Genomic DNA, 15,560 nt, shown 5'->3' on the forward strand with positions numbered 1-15,560 from the left:
TTTCACTCTTTTTAAAAGGTTATTTTTCTACATGATCATATCCATTAACCAGTAATTCTACTTCACCTGTATGCGGTTCGATTACGAGGCCGTGCACTGGTACTGAGCGATCGAAAAGTGGGTGGTTGTATACGAGTTTAACGTTTTCTCGGACGTTTTCATAAACATCGTTAAATCCACCAAGAAAATGATCAACATCAATACCGGAATGAATGATAGTATCCATCACTTCTTGTTTGATACCTCGGCCTATCATCGTTGATTTTACTTTATCAACGTCAAGAGCACCCATACCACAGTCTTTATGACCCATAATAATGATTTCTTCAGCACCTAATGCATAGATACCTACAAGTAAGCTACGCATAGTAGATCCATAAGGATGAGTAATTGTAGCACCTGCATTTTTAACAGTTTTTACATCACCATTTTTTAAGCCAAGTGCTTGAGTTGATAACTCCTGTAATCTTGTATCCATGCACGTTAACAGTACAGCTTTCATCGCTGGGACTTTAGAAGTCGCATATTGCTCATAATTTTTATTCTCTACAAAATTTTTGTTGAATTCAAGCATACTAGATAATAAAGTCAATGTAATCCCTCTTTCATTATTATTGCTGAGATGATAGTTGCTTCTCATGTATTATAGCATTAATTTGAGCTCCGATAATAATGATAAAACCAGTTAAATATAACCATAACATTAAGACGATAACCCCTCCAATACTGCCGTATGTTTTAGAGTAGTTACCAAAGTTACTTACATAATAACCGAATAAGAAACTTGCGCCAATCCATACAATTGTCGCAAATAATGCACCAGGAATTACAGATTTAAACTTTAATTTTATATTTGGTGCAATTGCGTAAAGTGTAACAAACACGATAAATGTAATAATTAATGGAAGTACTACTTTAATTAAAGAAAATACCCATTTAAATTGTGATTCTAAGCCGAACTGCCCGAATAAATAGTTACCAATTTGTTCACCGAATACAGGTAATGCAAGCGCCACACCGAATACCACAACCATAACTACAGTGAATAATACACTTAATAATTTAGCAACGATTGGATTACGCGCATCTTCAACTTCGTATGATACATTGAATGCATTCATTAACGCAGTCATTCCGTTAGATGCTGACCAAAGTGCAGCGATTAAACCGAATGATAGTAAGCCGCCGTTTGCATTTTTCATGACATCAGTAACAACTTCTGTAATCATCTTTGAAGTTTCTCCTGGTGCGTTCTTTGCAATCATATTCGTGATAGTATCAGGCGAAACATTAAATAACGGTATTAATGTTAATAAGAAGATTAACATTGGGAATAAAGACAATAAGAAATAATAAGCAAGTTGTGCTGATAATCCAGCAGCGTCATCTTTACCAATTCTAAATAATAATTTGTTTAGGAAATTACCGTCATGATTATACTTTGCAGGTTTATTAATTTTAGAAACATACAGTGTTTCATTTTCTTTTTTTGCTTGTTTTGATTTAAAACGTTGACTGTTTACGTAATACTCGTCTTTGTTAGACAATTTGTTTTTGTCTTCAGCCTCCAAATTATTAGACTCAGGACCTTTAGCGGCCTGAGTCAGAAATTTAGAGGTGCTTTTTTTATCTTTCGACATATTTCCACCTCATTATTAAATTGATTTAAGAAATTATCCGTTTGGACCAGAGATTTTCTTCTGGTTACGTTTTTGAATGAACGTATCTTTTGCATCTAAAATAGCACGTTCTAATTCTGGGTTATTACGACGAATTTCATCGATTGTTTCTTTCCAGTATAATAACTCATCTTTTAAATTTTTAGCTTTTGCTTTTGTAGATGGAGCTGGTGTAATACCGTTTTGTTTTGTTGATTGAACTTGATTTTTAACCGAACTACGTGTCTTTTTATCAATCATTGATACTGCGGCACCGATAATAGCACCAGCAATTGTTGCAGGGATTAATTTGTTATTCATAATTGTTCTCCTCCTAAATTGTAAGAAATGGTGTGTTTCACACCTATTAATTATTATATAGCCATTTGTTGAGATTGATAAACAAAGAAATATCAAAAATAAAAAATTTTATATTATTCATTTTTTGAATTGTTTGATAAAATAGATTTTGTATGAAATTTGAAAGAGAAGGTGCTAACGATGAATAAAGAACAAATGGTCAATGAAATCATTCAAAAGTTAAAATTAGTAAATGTCGGTGTTATAAAGCCTGAATCTATTGACGATAACAAAATTGATGAATTAAGAGAGATACATGAGATGGTATCAAAAAGAGATAGCTTTTCACCAAGTGAGATGAGTGCTTTAACAGATGCATTAGGACAACTAAGAAAATAATATTTATATAGAAAAGGGGATAACTTATGAGTTACAACAAAAAAGAAAAATTACAAAAATATGCTGAATTACTTGTCAAAGTCGGAATGAACGTTCAAAAGAACCAGCGTGTATTTATTCGTGCAACAGTCGATGCAAAAGATTTTGTACATTTAATCGTAGAAGAAGCTTATAAAGCAGGATCAAGTGATGTTAGAGTATCTTATGCTGATGACCGTTTGGCGCAATTAAACTTCCAGTATCGTGATCAGTCTGCATTTGAAAATGTACCACAGTATTTAATCGATGAGCGTATGGATTACGCCAGAGATTATGCAGCACAATTAGCATTAATCTCTTCAAGTCCAGAAAATTTAAAAGATGCAGATCCTGCAAAAGTGGCAGCCAATATGAAAGCTTATGGCGCAGGCTTTAAAGAATATATGAAAATGATGCAATCAGACCAGTTCTCATGGACAGTTGCAGCATATCCATCACCAGCTTGGGCAAAATTAGTATTCCCGGAATTAGAGGAAGCTGAAGCGTTCGATAAATTATTAGATGCTATTTTAGAATCTGTGCGTATGAATGAAGCAGATCCTGTTCAGGCGTGGGTTGAACATAATGATAATCTGCATACTAAAGCAGACTATTTAAATCAGAAAGCTTATGTGGCATTGCATTATACAGCACCAGGAACTGACTTAAAAGTTGGACTTCCGAAAGGACACATTTGGAGTGGTGCTTCTAGTATCAATAAAGATGGTACGTCATTCATGGCAAATATGCCAACTGAAGAAGTATTTACGGTGCCTCACAAAGATGAAGTTAACGGTACAGTATCCAGCACATTACCGTTAAGCTACGGCGGCAACATTATCGATGAATTTACTTTAACATTTAAAGACGGTGTCGTCGTTGACTTTGATGCGAAAGTTGGTAAAGATATTTTAGAAGGATTGTTAAACTCAGATGAGAACGCAAAAAGATTAGGTGAAGTCGCATTAGTTCCACATGATTCACCAATTTCAAATTCAAAGATTCTTTACTATAATACTTTATTTGATGAAAATGCATCTTGTCATTTAGCATTAGGTTCAGCTTATCCTTTCTGTATCGAAGGTGGTAAGGAAATGAATGATGAAGAGCTAGCAGCACACGGTTTAAACAATTCCATCACACATGAAGACTTTATGGTCGGTTCTGCTGAAATGAATATTTCAGGCATTACAGCAGACGGACAAGAAGAAGCAATCTTTGTAAATGGAAATTGGGCGTTTTAATTTTTAAAATAAAGTGATATGATGATATTATTATTGATATAAGAGGAGGATGGTCATGTCAGTACCTATGATGTGGTTAGTAGTTATCGCATTCATATTTGTGATCTTTACTTTCGGTGGATTTATTATGATGGCTTTAATCAATGCACTTGATTCAAGAGAATCAGATATTATTGATACACCTGAAGAAGCTTTAGAAAAGAAAGTTTTTGCAGACGATTTACATTAATAACTTTTAAAGAGATAGATTTCTATCTCTTTTTATTTTTTGTGCTGGCGACAAAGGAAGATTACCGTTAGCTCGAAACAGATTGTAATCTTGCATATACTAAATAAGACTTTAATCATTAAATAAAGTAATAGAATTGAGGTATGACGATGACAGAGCGATTAAAAAAGACGATGAATGCATCAAAGACAGTAAAGACGAAACAAATCTTCCCAACTGATACGAACCATCATAATACATTATTCGGTGGAAAACTCATGACATTAATTGATGATGTGGCAAGCATTGCGGCAACGCGACATTGTGCATGTTCAGTAGTAACGGCAAGTACGGATTCAGTTGACTTTTTAAAGCCAATACGTCCTGGTGAAGTAGTCACACTCGAAGCGTTAGTGACTTATACAGGTACGTCTTCTCTGGAAGTTTGTGTACAGGTCATTTCAGAAAATGTTATCAAGCAGACAAAACATTTAGCCGCAATTAGTTTCCTGACTTTTGTGGCATTGGATGAAAATAATAAACCGGTCGTTGTACCTGAAGTCATTGCGGAGACAGAAGATCAAGTTTGGCTGAATGAAACAGGGAAAGAACGTGCAGAATTTCGTAAAAGCAGAAGAAATAAAAGTAAAGAACTATTAAATTTCTTCGAGAAAAATATTGAAGTATAAAAAAACGAATCCGGATTGATTTCCGGATTCGTTTTATTGTTTATGTATCTCATTCACTACTAAAAATTCAACTTCTTCATCAGTAAAGTTGTCCCAGTAATGAGGTTCGTGTGCATCAAACATATAAGATGCGCCAGGCTGTAATTCTAACCGTTTAGTACCAACTGTAAGCGTCAAAGTTCCTTTGATACAGTAAATAAATTCAACACCGGCATGTTGACTCGAATCATCCTGACTCGCACCAGGCTGTAATACAACGCGAATTGGTGTAAATGCGCCAGGTACGCCGTTTGATAAATTTTGATATGTAAATGATTTCGTAAGTTCTGAAGCATCAACTTCTATCTTTTCAACAGTTGTCGTATGGAAGAAATAGCTTGGATGAATTTCTAATGCATCTGCAATCTTTCTGAGTGATGCCATCGTTGCGCTGCATTTGTTTGTTTCTAACTGTGAAAGAAAAGCGATAGAAACGCCGGTTTCATCCGATATGTATTTTAAAGTTTTATTCTGTTTCTTTCGAATTTCTCGTATCTTTTCCCCGATTGTCATATGAATAACACCCCTAAAATATACTTTATATATCATTATACATGAAAATTAGCATCAAATAATAAGAATATTTCAAAAAAACTAATTATTTATAAAAAAAGACCCGCAATGGGTCTTAATGAGACATCATTATTGATTCATCCTAATTTCATTTGCTTTAAAATCAATATTCGGATAATACATATTTTTAACGAGTAGATTCGGTCCTAAACATTTCACTTTTGGACAGTGGCAATTTAGGGATTGATTGAGCGCACTTACTTTCCACTTATCATAGATATCTTGAAGTGACGTCGTATTAATATTTTCAATTGTGCCCGTCTCATCGCCAAAGTCCGTCACAATTACATCACCGGTAAATACGTTAACATTTAATCTTGAACGCCCATCCGGATCATTACGAACCGTAACATTTTTAGCGTTATTTACTTCTTCCAGGAATAATAAATCATCTTTATCCAATGAACAAGGAAGAATAGGTAACGTTCCGAATAACATCCAAGTTTCCTGGTCTCTAAATGAAAGTAGCTTTCTGATTGCAGCTTTCGTTTCTTCAGTTGTTAGTACATTTAAATCGCTCGCAAAGTCTGATGGGTACATCGGATGTACTTCATGACGAGCACATTTCATATCATTTACGATTTCATTATGTATCTTTTCGAGATATGGTAATGTGTTTTTGTTTAACATCGTCTCAGCGGAGACAAACATGCCTGCTTCAGATAATTTACGTGAATTCTCAATCATCTGTTCATAGAGCTTATAGCGTGCAGCAAGTGGGGGCTTCTTATCCATTACGTGGAAACCAACTTCTGCAAATTCATCGATTGTACCCCAGTTATGAGAAATATGCATGACATCGACTAAGTCAATAATCGGTTCATAACGATCATAATTAATCGTTAGATTTGAATTCATTTGTGTATAGATACCACGGTTCTGGGCATATTTTAAAATTGGAATAACCGTTTCTTTAATTGATTTCTTTGAGAACATCGGCTCTCCGCCTGTAACACTTAAAGTAGAGAGATGTTCAACTTCATCCAGACGTTTGAAAATAGTCTTCATATCAATTGTGTCCGGATCTTTTAATTGCAATGTATAACCGACAGCACAATGTGCACAACGCATATTACATAATGTGGTCGTTGTAAATTCAATGTTTGAAAGTTTCGTTTCACCATATTTTTCAACGTCGTTATATGCTTCCCAAGGATCATTGTGAATTGAAATTTTGTCTTTCAATTGTATCATTTTTAGCCTTCTTTCCAGTAATCGTCTTTTTCTATTATGAACGTGTGAGAATGTTTGTCAATAATAAATACATTGAAAGTTTAAGGAATCTGTTACATAATGAATACATTCATAGAATAAAAAAGGAGCACATTATGACTAAAGATTCTTTAGAAGAAATTAAAGTAAAATTAAATGATTTTATGGAGACGATTGATTCAGTAGACCCTGAAACGACAGATATTCATGATATCGATGAATGGTTAGCGTTACTTGATCAGTTAGAACAGAAAGTAAAATCTATTCAACAATAAGGAGATAAGTTATGGCAGATATACAAGTAAAGATCGGTCAGCAGTTTCCTTTAACAATTAAAAGACTCGGTATAAACGGCGAGGGAATAGGTTATTTTAAAAGGAAGATTACATTTGTTAAAGGGGCATTACCTGGCGAAGTAATCGTGGCACAAGTTACAGATATTAATCATAAATATTTAGAAGCGAAGATGGTTAAGATTCGTGAAAAATCAAGAGAACGTGTGAAACCACCGTGTAATGTATTTGATCTATGTGGTGGATGTCAATTACAGCATCTTTCATATAATGGTCAATTGAAATATAAGAAACAGATCGTTGAAGATGCTATTACTAAATACGCACCACACGTTAAGCTTGATACAATTAAAGATACATTAGGCATGGCAAATCCATTTGGCTATCGAAATAAAAATCAATTCCCAGTGGAGAAATCAGGACGAAAAATTCGTGCAGGACTATATAAAGAGCATTCTAATACTTTGATTGATTTACATGAATGTATCGTACAAGATGATCGTACGATGAAGACGACTAATGAAATCAAGAAGATTATGAGTGAGCTGAATATAGAAGTTTGTAAAAATCCTTCGCGTGATGTTGGCGTTCGACATATTATTACCCGTGTAGCACTTGCGACTGGGGACTTGCAAGTAGTCTTCGTAACAAATACGCGCGATTTAAAGAAGCAGGACTTGTTAGCAGAACGTGTGATGCGTTTACCTGGTGTTAAAGGTGTTGCATTAAATATCAATAAAGAGAAGACATCGATTGTAATGGGCAATGAGACTATCGTTATTGCTGGTGATGAGACGATTCGTGAAACGTTACAAGATCACGTGTATGACTTATCAGCAGAAAGCTTCTTCCAGTTAAATCCGAAACAAACCGTTGTACTTTACAAAGAAGTAGAACGTGCTGCAGGATTGACAGGCAAAGAAAATGTTGTTGATGCATTCTGTGGAACAGGTACGATTGGTATCTGGTTAGCGGACAACGCCAAAGAAGTACGTGGAATGGATACGAATGAAGATGGAATCGTTAATGCCATCTATAACGCTACTGCAAACAACAAAGATAACTGTAAGTTTGAAATTGGTGATGCATCAGAGAAATTAAATGAATGGATTGAAGAAGGCTTCTATCCAGATGTAATAACAGTGGATCCGCCAAGAACAGGATTATCTGAAGAAACCATTAAATTAATCAATGGAATCAAACCGAAGACATTCGTCTATACAAGTTGTAATCCATCAACACTTGCTAAAGACTTAGCGCATTTAACGAAAGCATTTCAGGTGGAGTATATTCAGCCAGTAGATATGTTCCCACAAACAGCGCAAGTGGAAGCGGTAGTGAAACTTACACGTAAAAGAAAACTAGGGAAATAATAAATATATTCGTAATAATTTAATATGGATGTTTTATCATTTCAAAGAGGGGTAAACAATACTATAACGATTTTAGGAGGAGTTTATCTTATGAGTAAGAAAATCGCAGTAGTACTAGATAATTTATTTGAAGACGTAGAATATACGAGCCCGGTTGAGGCCCTTAAGAATGAAGGACATGAAATTACTGTAATCGGTAAGGAAACAGGTACTGTAAAAGGTAAATCTGAAGATACAGAAGTTCAAGTCGACAAAGCAATCAGTGATGTAAAACCTGAAGACTTCGATGCGTTACTTATCCCTGGTGGCTTCTCACCTGATATGTTACGTGGAGATGAGCAAGGTCGTTTCGGTGAATTTACGAAACATTTCGTTCAAGCTGAAAAACCTGTATTTGCTATCTGTCATGGACCGCAATTATTAATCGATACAGATTTATTAAAAGGTAAGAAATTAACAAGTTTCTTATCAGTGCGTAAAGACCTCGAAAATGCAGGTGCAACAGTAGTAGACGAATCAGTTGTTGTAGATAGCAATATCGTAACATCTCGTACACCTGATGATTTAGAAGACTTTAACCGTGAATCATTAGCATTATTAAAATAGAATAGATTTTTACCAGCTGGCATTTGTTGGCTGGTTTTTTTGTGCTAGCGATAAACCTAAAATATCGCTAGCAAGTTACGGAAAAAGAACGAAATTATAGAGATGCTAGCGATAAACCTAAAATATCGCTAGCAAGTAGCGAAAAAAGAACGAAATTATAGGGATGCTAGCGATAAACCTAAAATATCGCTAGCAAGTTACGGAAAAAGAACAAAATTATAGAGATGCTAGCGATAAACCTAAAATATTGCTAGCAAGTCACGGAAAAGGAACGAAATTATAGAGGTGTTAGCGATAAACCTAAAATATCGCTAGCATAAAAACCAACACCTCCTCATACAACCCAAGACTGATTTTATGCACTTACTGCTTCTTTTAATTCCAAACATTTAACCATGGTGGTAAGATGAAATTAAGAAAAGAGGTGCTTACAGTTGAGAAGAAAGAAACGTGGATGCGGTTGTGGTTGTTTTTCTATTTTATTAATTCCAATACTTTTAATGATATTATATGTCGGTTTTAATGTATATAAAGGCTTTCAGGTCGATATCAGTGAACTTCGAGCAATTGAGCAACAGCAAACTTACGTCGCGACTAAAGATATGCAACCTTATGTTAAGAATGCTTTCATCGCTGTTGAAGACAAACGATTTAATACGCATGACGGAGTAGATTGGTTTGGTACTGCACGTGCCATTATCGTGTCTATCAAAAACGGAGAAGCGTCACAAGGTGGTAGTTCAATCACCCAGCAACTTGCGAAGACGTACTTCTTTGATAATGAAAAGTCTATTTCACGAAAGATTAAGGAAGTTGTCGTCGCAAAGCGTATAGAGAATAACTTCTCTAAAGATCAGATTATGAGTTATTATTTGAATTCCATTTATTTTGGTAATAATCATTATAATATTGAAAGTGCTGCGAACGCAGATTTTAATGTCAGTACACATAAAGAAAATCAATATTACCCTCAGATAACAGTACTCCAAAGTGCCTTGCTGGCAAGCAGTATTAACGCACCATCTGTTTACCATCCAGAAGCTTATCAATCAGACACTGCTTTAAAGACACGTACAAAAGAAACACTACAAAAGATGATGGATCAGAAATTTATTGATCAAACGCAATATAATGAAGCTGTAAGTGGGTTATAATATGTATAAGGTTAACGCTAAATATTTATTTAGCGTTATTTTTATGGAGGTTTTATGATGGAGAAAAAAATCACCAAAATAGAAGTACAGAAAAATAATAAAGAACGCTTTAACTTATATATCAATGGTGAATTTTTTGCAGGTATAGATGCTGCTACTTACGTTCATTTTAATTTGAAGAAAGATTTAGTGCTTACAGATGAAATGCTGATTAAAATTGGTGAATATGATGGATATCGTGTAGCTGTCAATAAAGCAATTCAGTATTTATCCTATAAGAAGCGAACTGAAAAAGAAGTACGGGATTATTTGATAAAGATAGAAGTTAATCCACAGGCGATAGACAAAGCAATCGATTATTGTAAAGTGAATGGTTATATTAATCATGAGGATTATTGTGTCAGCTTTATGAATACAATGCTAAATACGACTGATAAAGGCCCTGTTATCTTCGCTCAGAAATTAAAGGAACTTGGTGTAGAGCAAAATTTAATCGATAAATATTCATATCAATTCGAAACTGAAGTTACTGATGAAAGAATAGATAAAATTGCTGCTAAAATAACAAGAAAGTACGAAAAAAAGCAATCCGCACGTATGATTCAACAAAAAATAATGCAAACTCTGATTCAAAAAGGTTATAATTTGGATATTGCAAATGATGCTTTAAAAAATGTTAAAATGGAATCAAACGAAGATGCCCTTCACAAAAATCTTGAAAAAGAAGTCAATCGTTTAGCGCGTAAACATGAAGGTTTTGAACTAAAGCAAAAAGTCATTCAAAGCATGATGAGAAAAGGTTTTGAATACGATATAATAATAGAACGTTTAAAGGATAGTGGACTCGAGTGAATGAGAAAAAATTAATCGAAATGAATGAACATGAATTACGTGAGATTGTTGGTACTTATCGTGAAAAAGCAAGAAAAGCTGAGACGATGGGGATTGTAAATGAATATGAAGTCTGGATGCGTAAAGCTTTAATTGCAGAGAGCTATATGGTTGATACAAAAAAGGTTGAAATCGGTAAAGTGTATCAATTGATCGGAAATCAGAAAGAATACTTTAAAGTTGAGCGCATTAAAGGCGTATTTGCGTGGGGATTCAGATTAGGTTCCCAATTAGATGAAGAAGGGATACCTTTGGCTCTGTTACAGCTTGATGCTTAAGGAGAATAAAAATGTCAAATAATATTTTAGTGAGACTGGTAAATGTTACAAAATACTTCCGTCATGTCAGTGGATTCTCGAAGTTTAGAGATATTATTATGCCTGAATCTAAAAACCATCATGTGGAAGTTAAAGATGTTACGATACATCTCTATAAAGGAGAGATTTTAGGTTTAATCGGGCTACCGAACTCTGGGAAATCCGTCATTGGTAAATTAATATCGAAAGTTGTTGAACCAAATGAAGGACGTGTAAAAAACGATCATCCGACTTTTTTAGCGAGTCATAACCATATTCTTGATGGAGAATCATCAGTTAAGCAATTGATTGAATCTATCTTCTTATCTTATAATCTTCCGTTAAATTTATTTAATGAAAAACGTAAACATGTCCTCGAATTTAGTGGTTTAAAAGATCAGGAGAAAGAATCAACAAATGATTTAACGACATCTGACCGCTCTAAGTTAATGATAGCATTGGCTTATTTTTTAAAGCCGGACGTTATAATATTTGATGATTTATATCAACATCTTGATGATGTATTTAAAGAAAAATTTGGCATGGTGATTGATTTACTTGTTAAGGAAGGCAAATCAATCGTATTAATTGAGTCAGATGTTGACTTTATTCATTCTAAAGCAAATTATATTACCTGGATGAGTCATGGACAGGTGAGAAAGTCTGGTACGCCAGCTGAAATTATTCCACTATATAATATATATGTTAAAGAATATAATAGTTGCCGTAATGAGAGTGAAAGAGAACTATTTGACTTGAATTATAAGATGGCCAGATCACTTGATCATGATGAAGGTGATAAATTAAGTCGCATAAAACGTTATGGTAGCGTTATTGTAGATGAAAGTCTACAAAAGCTGCTTACTATGAGTGCGCTAATACTGTTTGGTATTGCGCTAATGTTCGTATTATTATTGAATAATATCGGTGTACCAAGTAAAATTACTGCTACTGAGGAAAGTAGTATTGTCGAAAAGCCGAAGAAAGAATATATCGATAAATATGCATTCGGCGTAACAAATAAAGAAACGAAGCTTACAAATACATCAAAAGATGTTAAGTTACCAGGTAATACAATACTAACGATTTCTGGCTTAAATGAAAAAGTTTACAGAGTAGATTTTGCGGGCAGCACAATGGATGTTAATAAAAAAGATATTACTTTTATCAATCCAGCTGCACTGTATGATGAGCATACGTATAGTGAGCTAGAAGATTATATGTATGGTAACTATGTTAACTTTAGAGAATTCTTTAATAGTTATTTAGGCAAAAGCCATGCAACAATCAATAAAGAGTTATATCCGGAAACAAAAGATCGATATAAAGTTAAATTAACAAAGAATAAAATTAATCTGCACTTTAACGATACCAATTATATGAACGGTATTAGTTTTCCGATTGAAAATGCAGCAGGCTTAAAAAAGAAATTTGGCATTCAATCAGATGAATGGATCGTAAAAATTGGAGAGGGATATGGCATTGCGGACTTTTCGAAGAATGAATGGCTATATATTCAAATGTAGGTGTGAATCATGAATGAATTATTAAACACAATCAAATATATTCCACATACAATTAAAAATGCTTTAATTGAGATTTACTATAACCAAAAGCTTTATTCTATCTGGTTATTGATTAACCTACTATTAATCGCAGCGACTTTCTTGTTACTCAATATTACCGAAAGTCTGCCGATTGAAAAAATATCTAAAGTATGGTCGCTTTCTGGTTATTTAGTATTCTTCTGGATCGCATGTTCTGTATATTTTTCAATGAAGATGTTACAGACAAGAGGGTTTATGCTAAATATTACAAATACACCGACATATGTATTAACGACGGTTCAGATTATTAATTTTTTCTTGTTGTTTATATTATCTTTATTGATGCTGTTGCTTATTTCAGCGACAAATAAAGTAGAGATGGATACAAGTTTTCTGTGTATAATGTACTTTTCATTGTTAACATTTTTATTATTGATGCCAATATGTACGTTACTTGCTTTAACGTCACATTTAATTCGTAATATGCGCTGGATTATCATTGGGATTTTGGCGGTTATTTTTATTAGTGTGCCTATTTTATGGATTCCATCAGATTTACCTGAATTTGTTGTAAACATATTAAAGCTTAATCCATTTTATTTTGTAGTGAATGGTATTGAGGAGTCTGTTGTATTAGGAACAACACCTTTTCTTAATTTACCGAGTCAGATGATTTTCATCTTCGAACTTATATTAATTTACTTGTGGTTTGGCTACCTTTACAAAATTCTAAAGGATGAAATCAATGTCAATAAATCAGTGATGACTGATAATGAAGATAACATTAAGAATAAAGACAATAAACTGAACGTAAGAAAAATTAACTTCAGCAAAATAAAAAATAAAAAATAGAGTAAAAGATGCGAATACTGCATCTTTTACTCTATTATTTTTACACGGCCGCGTAATAATTTTTTTTGTAATTTATCTTCAGAGAACACCCATCCGGTGTAACTATGTGTTACCTTGTAATCTTTATTTAGTACTAATATGGCTACAAAAGAATAGTGTCCTTTCTTTAAATAACGTAAATCAATAAAACGCAGTTCATAGCCAGTTTCTGTTTTTGTGACTGTCCAGCGGTAAATTGAGCTAAAATTAATGAATGCTTTAAAATTAGGATCATTCTTTGCATCCTGCATATATTTTGCTTCTGGAAAAGGTACACGTTTAAAGCGGTCATTGAAGTTAACAGAACGCTTATAACTACGACCAATGTAATCATGTGTATTTGTCTGGATGGCTACTCGCCACTCAAAGAAACGTATCGTAGGTGCAACGAAAGTTTTGATAATTCTTTCGTCTTTCGGTATCAATTTAATGGCTGCACGTTTAATCGATTGTTGAAGTATACGTCTAATGATATAGTAGATTACTAGTATAATAATTAAGCTCGTAAAGATATAAACGGGATTTCCACCAAAGTACCACAAAGTGATTGCACCAATATGCAATAAGAAAATGATGGGATCAAACGTATTGATAATGCCAATTTGAATCCATTTCTTCGTCAGCGGTCTTAGTGCCTGCGTCCCATATGAATTAAAGATATCAACAAACACGTGCAGAAAGACGGCAATTTGTGCCCATAACCATATATGGAAATATTGATTTTCTTTAAAGATAAAACTCACTAAAATTGTAATGAGGATTGGCCACATCAATGTAAATGGAATTGAATGTGTAATACCTCTATGGTTATTGATATATACGGCATTATTTTTAAATTTTAGCACTGTATCAATATCAGGAATCTGACTTCCGACCATCACTGTTGTAACGATAGCAGGGTACATTGTTGTAACTGCCGGATCAATCGTTGATAATCCTGCAAGTGCAACGCCCATAACGACATGAGTAGCTGTATCCATATGAATCATCCCTTTCATATACTATTATAAGCGAAAGTTCATAGAAGCATGAACGAAATTAATCGAATTAACAATAAATTTAGAAAGTTGGTTGTTATGAAACATAAAGCAACGTTTAGTAAAGATTTATTAAACTGGTTTGAACAAAATAAAAGACAGATGCCCTGGCGTGAGACGAAAGACCCATATAAAATATGGTTGTCTGAAGTCATGCTGCAACAAACACAAGTAAATACTGTTCGTGCCTATTACACAAGATTTATCGAGCGTTTCCCGAGTATTGATATACTTGCTGAAACACCGATTGATGATGTCGCAAAATATTGGGAAGGTTTGGGCTATTATTCACGCATTAGAAATTTCCATCAGGCAATTCGTGATGTAAAAGAACATTACAATAGTGAAGTACCGAATGACCCGACTACATTCATCTCATTAAAAGGTGTTGGTCCATATACACAGGGCGCAGTGATGAGTATTGCATTTAATCATCCATTACCGGCAGTGGATGGCAATGTATATCGTGTATTTGCAAGACTCGATAATGATCACTTTGATATAACTAATTCAAAAGCACGACGTCATTTTGAATCGAAAGTAATGGAAGTGATGCCGGAAGCAGCAGGTGACTTCAATGAAGCGTTGATGGAACTGGGAGCAACGGTGTGCACTCCGAAAGCCCCTTTATGTATGCTTTGTCCCGTTCAAAGTCACTGCGTGGCTTTTGAAGAAGGAAGTGTATTGAATTTACCAGTTAAGTTGAAAAAAGTTAAGAAAACTGTTCAGCAATATAAAGTTCTGATTATCCAAAAGGATGGACAGATCATTATTGAACAGCGACCTGAAACAGGTTTACTGGCATCGATGTGGCAGTTTCCGATGTTTGAAATGGATACACATGTAAGTGATATTGAAGAACAAATGGATATGTCATTGTTTATTGAAGACACACCAATAGTTAAGACGAAACATCAATTTACACATCTAGAATGGCAGCTTGAAGTATATATTGCACATACGAAAGATATCCTACCTGAAAACTATCAACTCATTTCAGTTGAAGATAAAAATTTATATAATTTTCCGGTATCGATGACTAAAATCTTTAATTATTATATTGATAACAATCATCAAGTTTAATTTCGTTTATTGAGGCCTTTATTATGTTATAATTTAAAATGCAAATATT

19 protein-coding genes are annotated in these 15,560 nt (G+C 34.0%); 13 read left to right on the forward strand and 6 right to left on the reverse strand.

The window, feature by feature from the left end; genetic code table 11:
• Window positions 1-19 precede the first annotated feature (19 nt).
• From BHX94_RS10130 to BHX94_RS10140, 3 genes are read right to left on the reverse strand one after another with little or no spacing between them, the layout of a single operon-like run.
• Window positions 20-592: a beta-class carbonic anhydrase gene (locus BHX94_RS10130; RefSeq protein WP_111746401.1), complete on the reverse strand. Its 573-nt coding sequence runs from the start codon at window positions 590-592 to the stop codon at window positions 20-22.
• A 19-nt stretch (window positions 593-611) separates the two neighbouring features.
• Window positions 612-1,640, reverse strand: a complete 1,029-nt coding sequence (locus tag BHX94_RS10135; RefSeq protein ID WP_111746402.1) for a YihY/virulence factor BrkB family protein — start codon at window positions 1,638-1,640, stop codon at window positions 612-614.
• A gap of 33 nt (window positions 1,641-1,673) precedes the next feature.
• Window positions 1,674-1,979 (reverse strand): YtxH domain-containing protein, encoded by a 306-nt coding sequence (locus BHX94_RS10140; protein ID WP_096075937.1) that lies wholly within the window; start codon window positions 1,977-1,979, stop codon window positions 1,674-1,676.
• A 180-nt stretch (window positions 1,980-2,159) separates the two neighbouring features.
• Here BHX94_RS10140 and BHX94_RS10145 point away from each other — a divergent pair, with 180 nt between their 5' ends.
• From BHX94_RS10145 to BHX94_RS10155, 4 genes are all read left to right on the forward strand, one after another.
• Window positions 2,160-2,357 (forward strand): DUF1128 family protein, encoded by a 198-nt coding sequence (locus tag BHX94_RS10145; RefSeq protein ID WP_111746404.1) that lies wholly within the window; start codon window positions 2,160-2,162, stop codon window positions 2,355-2,357.
• A gap of 26 nt (window positions 2,358-2,383) precedes the next feature.
• Window positions 2,384-3,619 carry an aminopeptidase gene (locus BHX94_RS10150; RefSeq protein WP_111746406.1) on the forward strand — a complete coding sequence of 412 codons (1,236 nt, stop codon included), beginning with the start codon at window positions 2,384-2,386 and terminating at the stop codon, window positions 3,617-3,619.
• Window positions 3,620-3,674: 55 nt separating this feature from the next.
• Window positions 3,675-3,848 carry a hypothetical protein gene (locus tag BHX94_RS12885; RefSeq protein ID WP_170120826.1) on the forward strand — a complete coding sequence of 58 codons (174 nt, stop codon included), beginning with the start codon at window positions 3,675-3,677 and terminating at the stop codon, window positions 3,846-3,848.
• A 143-nt stretch (window positions 3,849-3,991) separates the two neighbouring features.
• Entirely contained in the window at window positions 3,992-4,516 is a 525-nt protein-coding gene (locus BHX94_RS10155) for an acyl-CoA thioesterase (protein ID WP_111746408.1), read from the forward strand.
• A gap of 33 nt (window positions 4,517-4,549) precedes the next feature.
• Here BHX94_RS10155 and BHX94_RS10160 read toward each other — a convergent pair whose 3' ends face one another.
• Window positions 4,550-5,068, reverse strand: a complete 519-nt coding sequence (locus tag BHX94_RS10160; RefSeq protein ID WP_111746410.1) for a helix-turn-helix domain-containing protein — start codon at window positions 5,066-5,068, stop codon at window positions 4,550-4,552.
• 129 nt (window positions 5,069-5,197) lie between these two features.
• Window positions 5,198-6,322, reverse strand: coding sequence for a radical SAM/CxCxxxxC motif protein YfkAB (gene yfkAB / locus BHX94_RS10165; RefSeq protein WP_111746412.1), 1,125 nt, complete (start codon window positions 6,320-6,322; stop codon window positions 5,198-5,200).
• Between the two features lie 134 nt (window positions 6,323-6,456).
• On the opposite strand from yfkAB, the gene BHX94_RS12890 reads away from it, so the two are divergent.
• The 8 genes from BHX94_RS12890 to BHX94_RS10200 all read left to right on the forward strand — a co-directional run bounded on the left by BHX94_RS12890 (window position 6,457) and on the right by BHX94_RS10200 (window position 13,352).
• Window positions 6,457-6,615: an SE1561 family protein gene (locus BHX94_RS12890; protein ID WP_096075943.1), complete on the forward strand. Its 159-nt coding sequence runs from the start codon at window positions 6,457-6,459 to the stop codon at window positions 6,613-6,615.
• An 11-nt stretch (window positions 6,616-6,626) separates the two neighbouring features.
• Window positions 6,627-8,006 (forward strand): 23S rRNA (uracil(1939)-C(5))-methyltransferase RlmD, encoded by a 1,380-nt coding sequence (rlmD, locus tag BHX94_RS10170; protein ID WP_111746414.1) that lies wholly within the window; start codon window positions 6,627-6,629, stop codon window positions 8,004-8,006.
• A 90-nt stretch (window positions 8,007-8,096) separates the two neighbouring features.
• Window positions 8,097-8,612, forward strand: a complete 516-nt coding sequence (locus tag BHX94_RS10175) for a type 1 glutamine amidotransferase domain-containing protein (protein WP_111746416.1) — start codon at window positions 8,097-8,099, stop codon at window positions 8,610-8,612.
• 434 nt (window positions 8,613-9,046) lie between these two features.
• Window positions 9,047-9,766, forward strand: coding sequence for a glycosyltransferase (locus BHX94_RS10180; RefSeq protein WP_111746418.1), 720 nt, complete (start codon window positions 9,047-9,049; stop codon window positions 9,764-9,766).
• A gap of 57 nt (window positions 9,767-9,823) precedes the next feature.
• A complete protein-coding gene (recX, locus tag BHX94_RS10185; protein ID WP_111746420.1) occupies window positions 9,824-10,618 on the forward strand; it encodes a recombination regulator RecX in 795 nt (264 codons plus the stop codon).
• Window positions 10,615-10,935: a YfhH family protein gene (locus BHX94_RS10190; RefSeq protein ID WP_165983397.1), complete on the forward strand. Its 321-nt coding sequence runs from the start codon at window positions 10,615-10,617 to the stop codon at window positions 10,933-10,935. Before recX ends, BHX94_RS10190 begins: the two co-directional genes overlap by 4 nt.
• An 11-nt stretch (window positions 10,936-10,946) precedes the next feature.
• Complete coding sequence (locus BHX94_RS10195) at window positions 10,947-12,479, forward strand: ATP-binding cassette domain-containing protein (RefSeq protein WP_111746422.1); 1,533 nt, start codon at window positions 10,947-10,949, stop codon at window positions 12,477-12,479.
• A 9-nt stretch (window positions 12,480-12,488) separates the two neighbouring features.
• Window positions 12,489-13,352, forward strand: a complete 864-nt coding sequence (locus BHX94_RS10200) for a hypothetical protein (RefSeq protein ID WP_111746424.1) — start codon at window positions 12,489-12,491, stop codon at window positions 13,350-13,352.
• A gap of 26 nt (window positions 13,353-13,378) precedes the next feature.
• Here the strand turns inward: BHX94_RS10200 and BHX94_RS10205 are convergent, their stop codons facing one another.
• A complete protein-coding gene (locus tag BHX94_RS10205; RefSeq protein ID WP_111746426.1) occupies window positions 13,379-14,371 on the reverse strand; it encodes a metal-dependent hydrolase in 993 nt (330 codons plus the stop codon).
• A gap of 96 nt (window positions 14,372-14,467) precedes the next feature.
• On the opposite strand from BHX94_RS10205, the gene mutY reads away from it, so the two are divergent.
• Window positions 14,468-15,511 carry an A/G-specific adenine glycosylase gene (gene mutY / locus BHX94_RS10210; protein ID WP_111746428.1) on the forward strand — a complete coding sequence of 348 codons (1,044 nt, stop codon included), beginning with the start codon at window positions 14,468-14,470 and terminating at the stop codon, window positions 15,509-15,511.
• Window positions 15,512-15,560: the final 49 nt, after the last annotated feature.

Origin of the sequence: Macrococcoides bohemicum (assembly GCF_003259675.1) — a bacterium.
GTDB classification, from domain to species: Bacteria; Bacillota; Bacilli; order Staphylococcales; family Staphylococcaceae; genus Macrococcoides; species Macrococcoides bohemicum.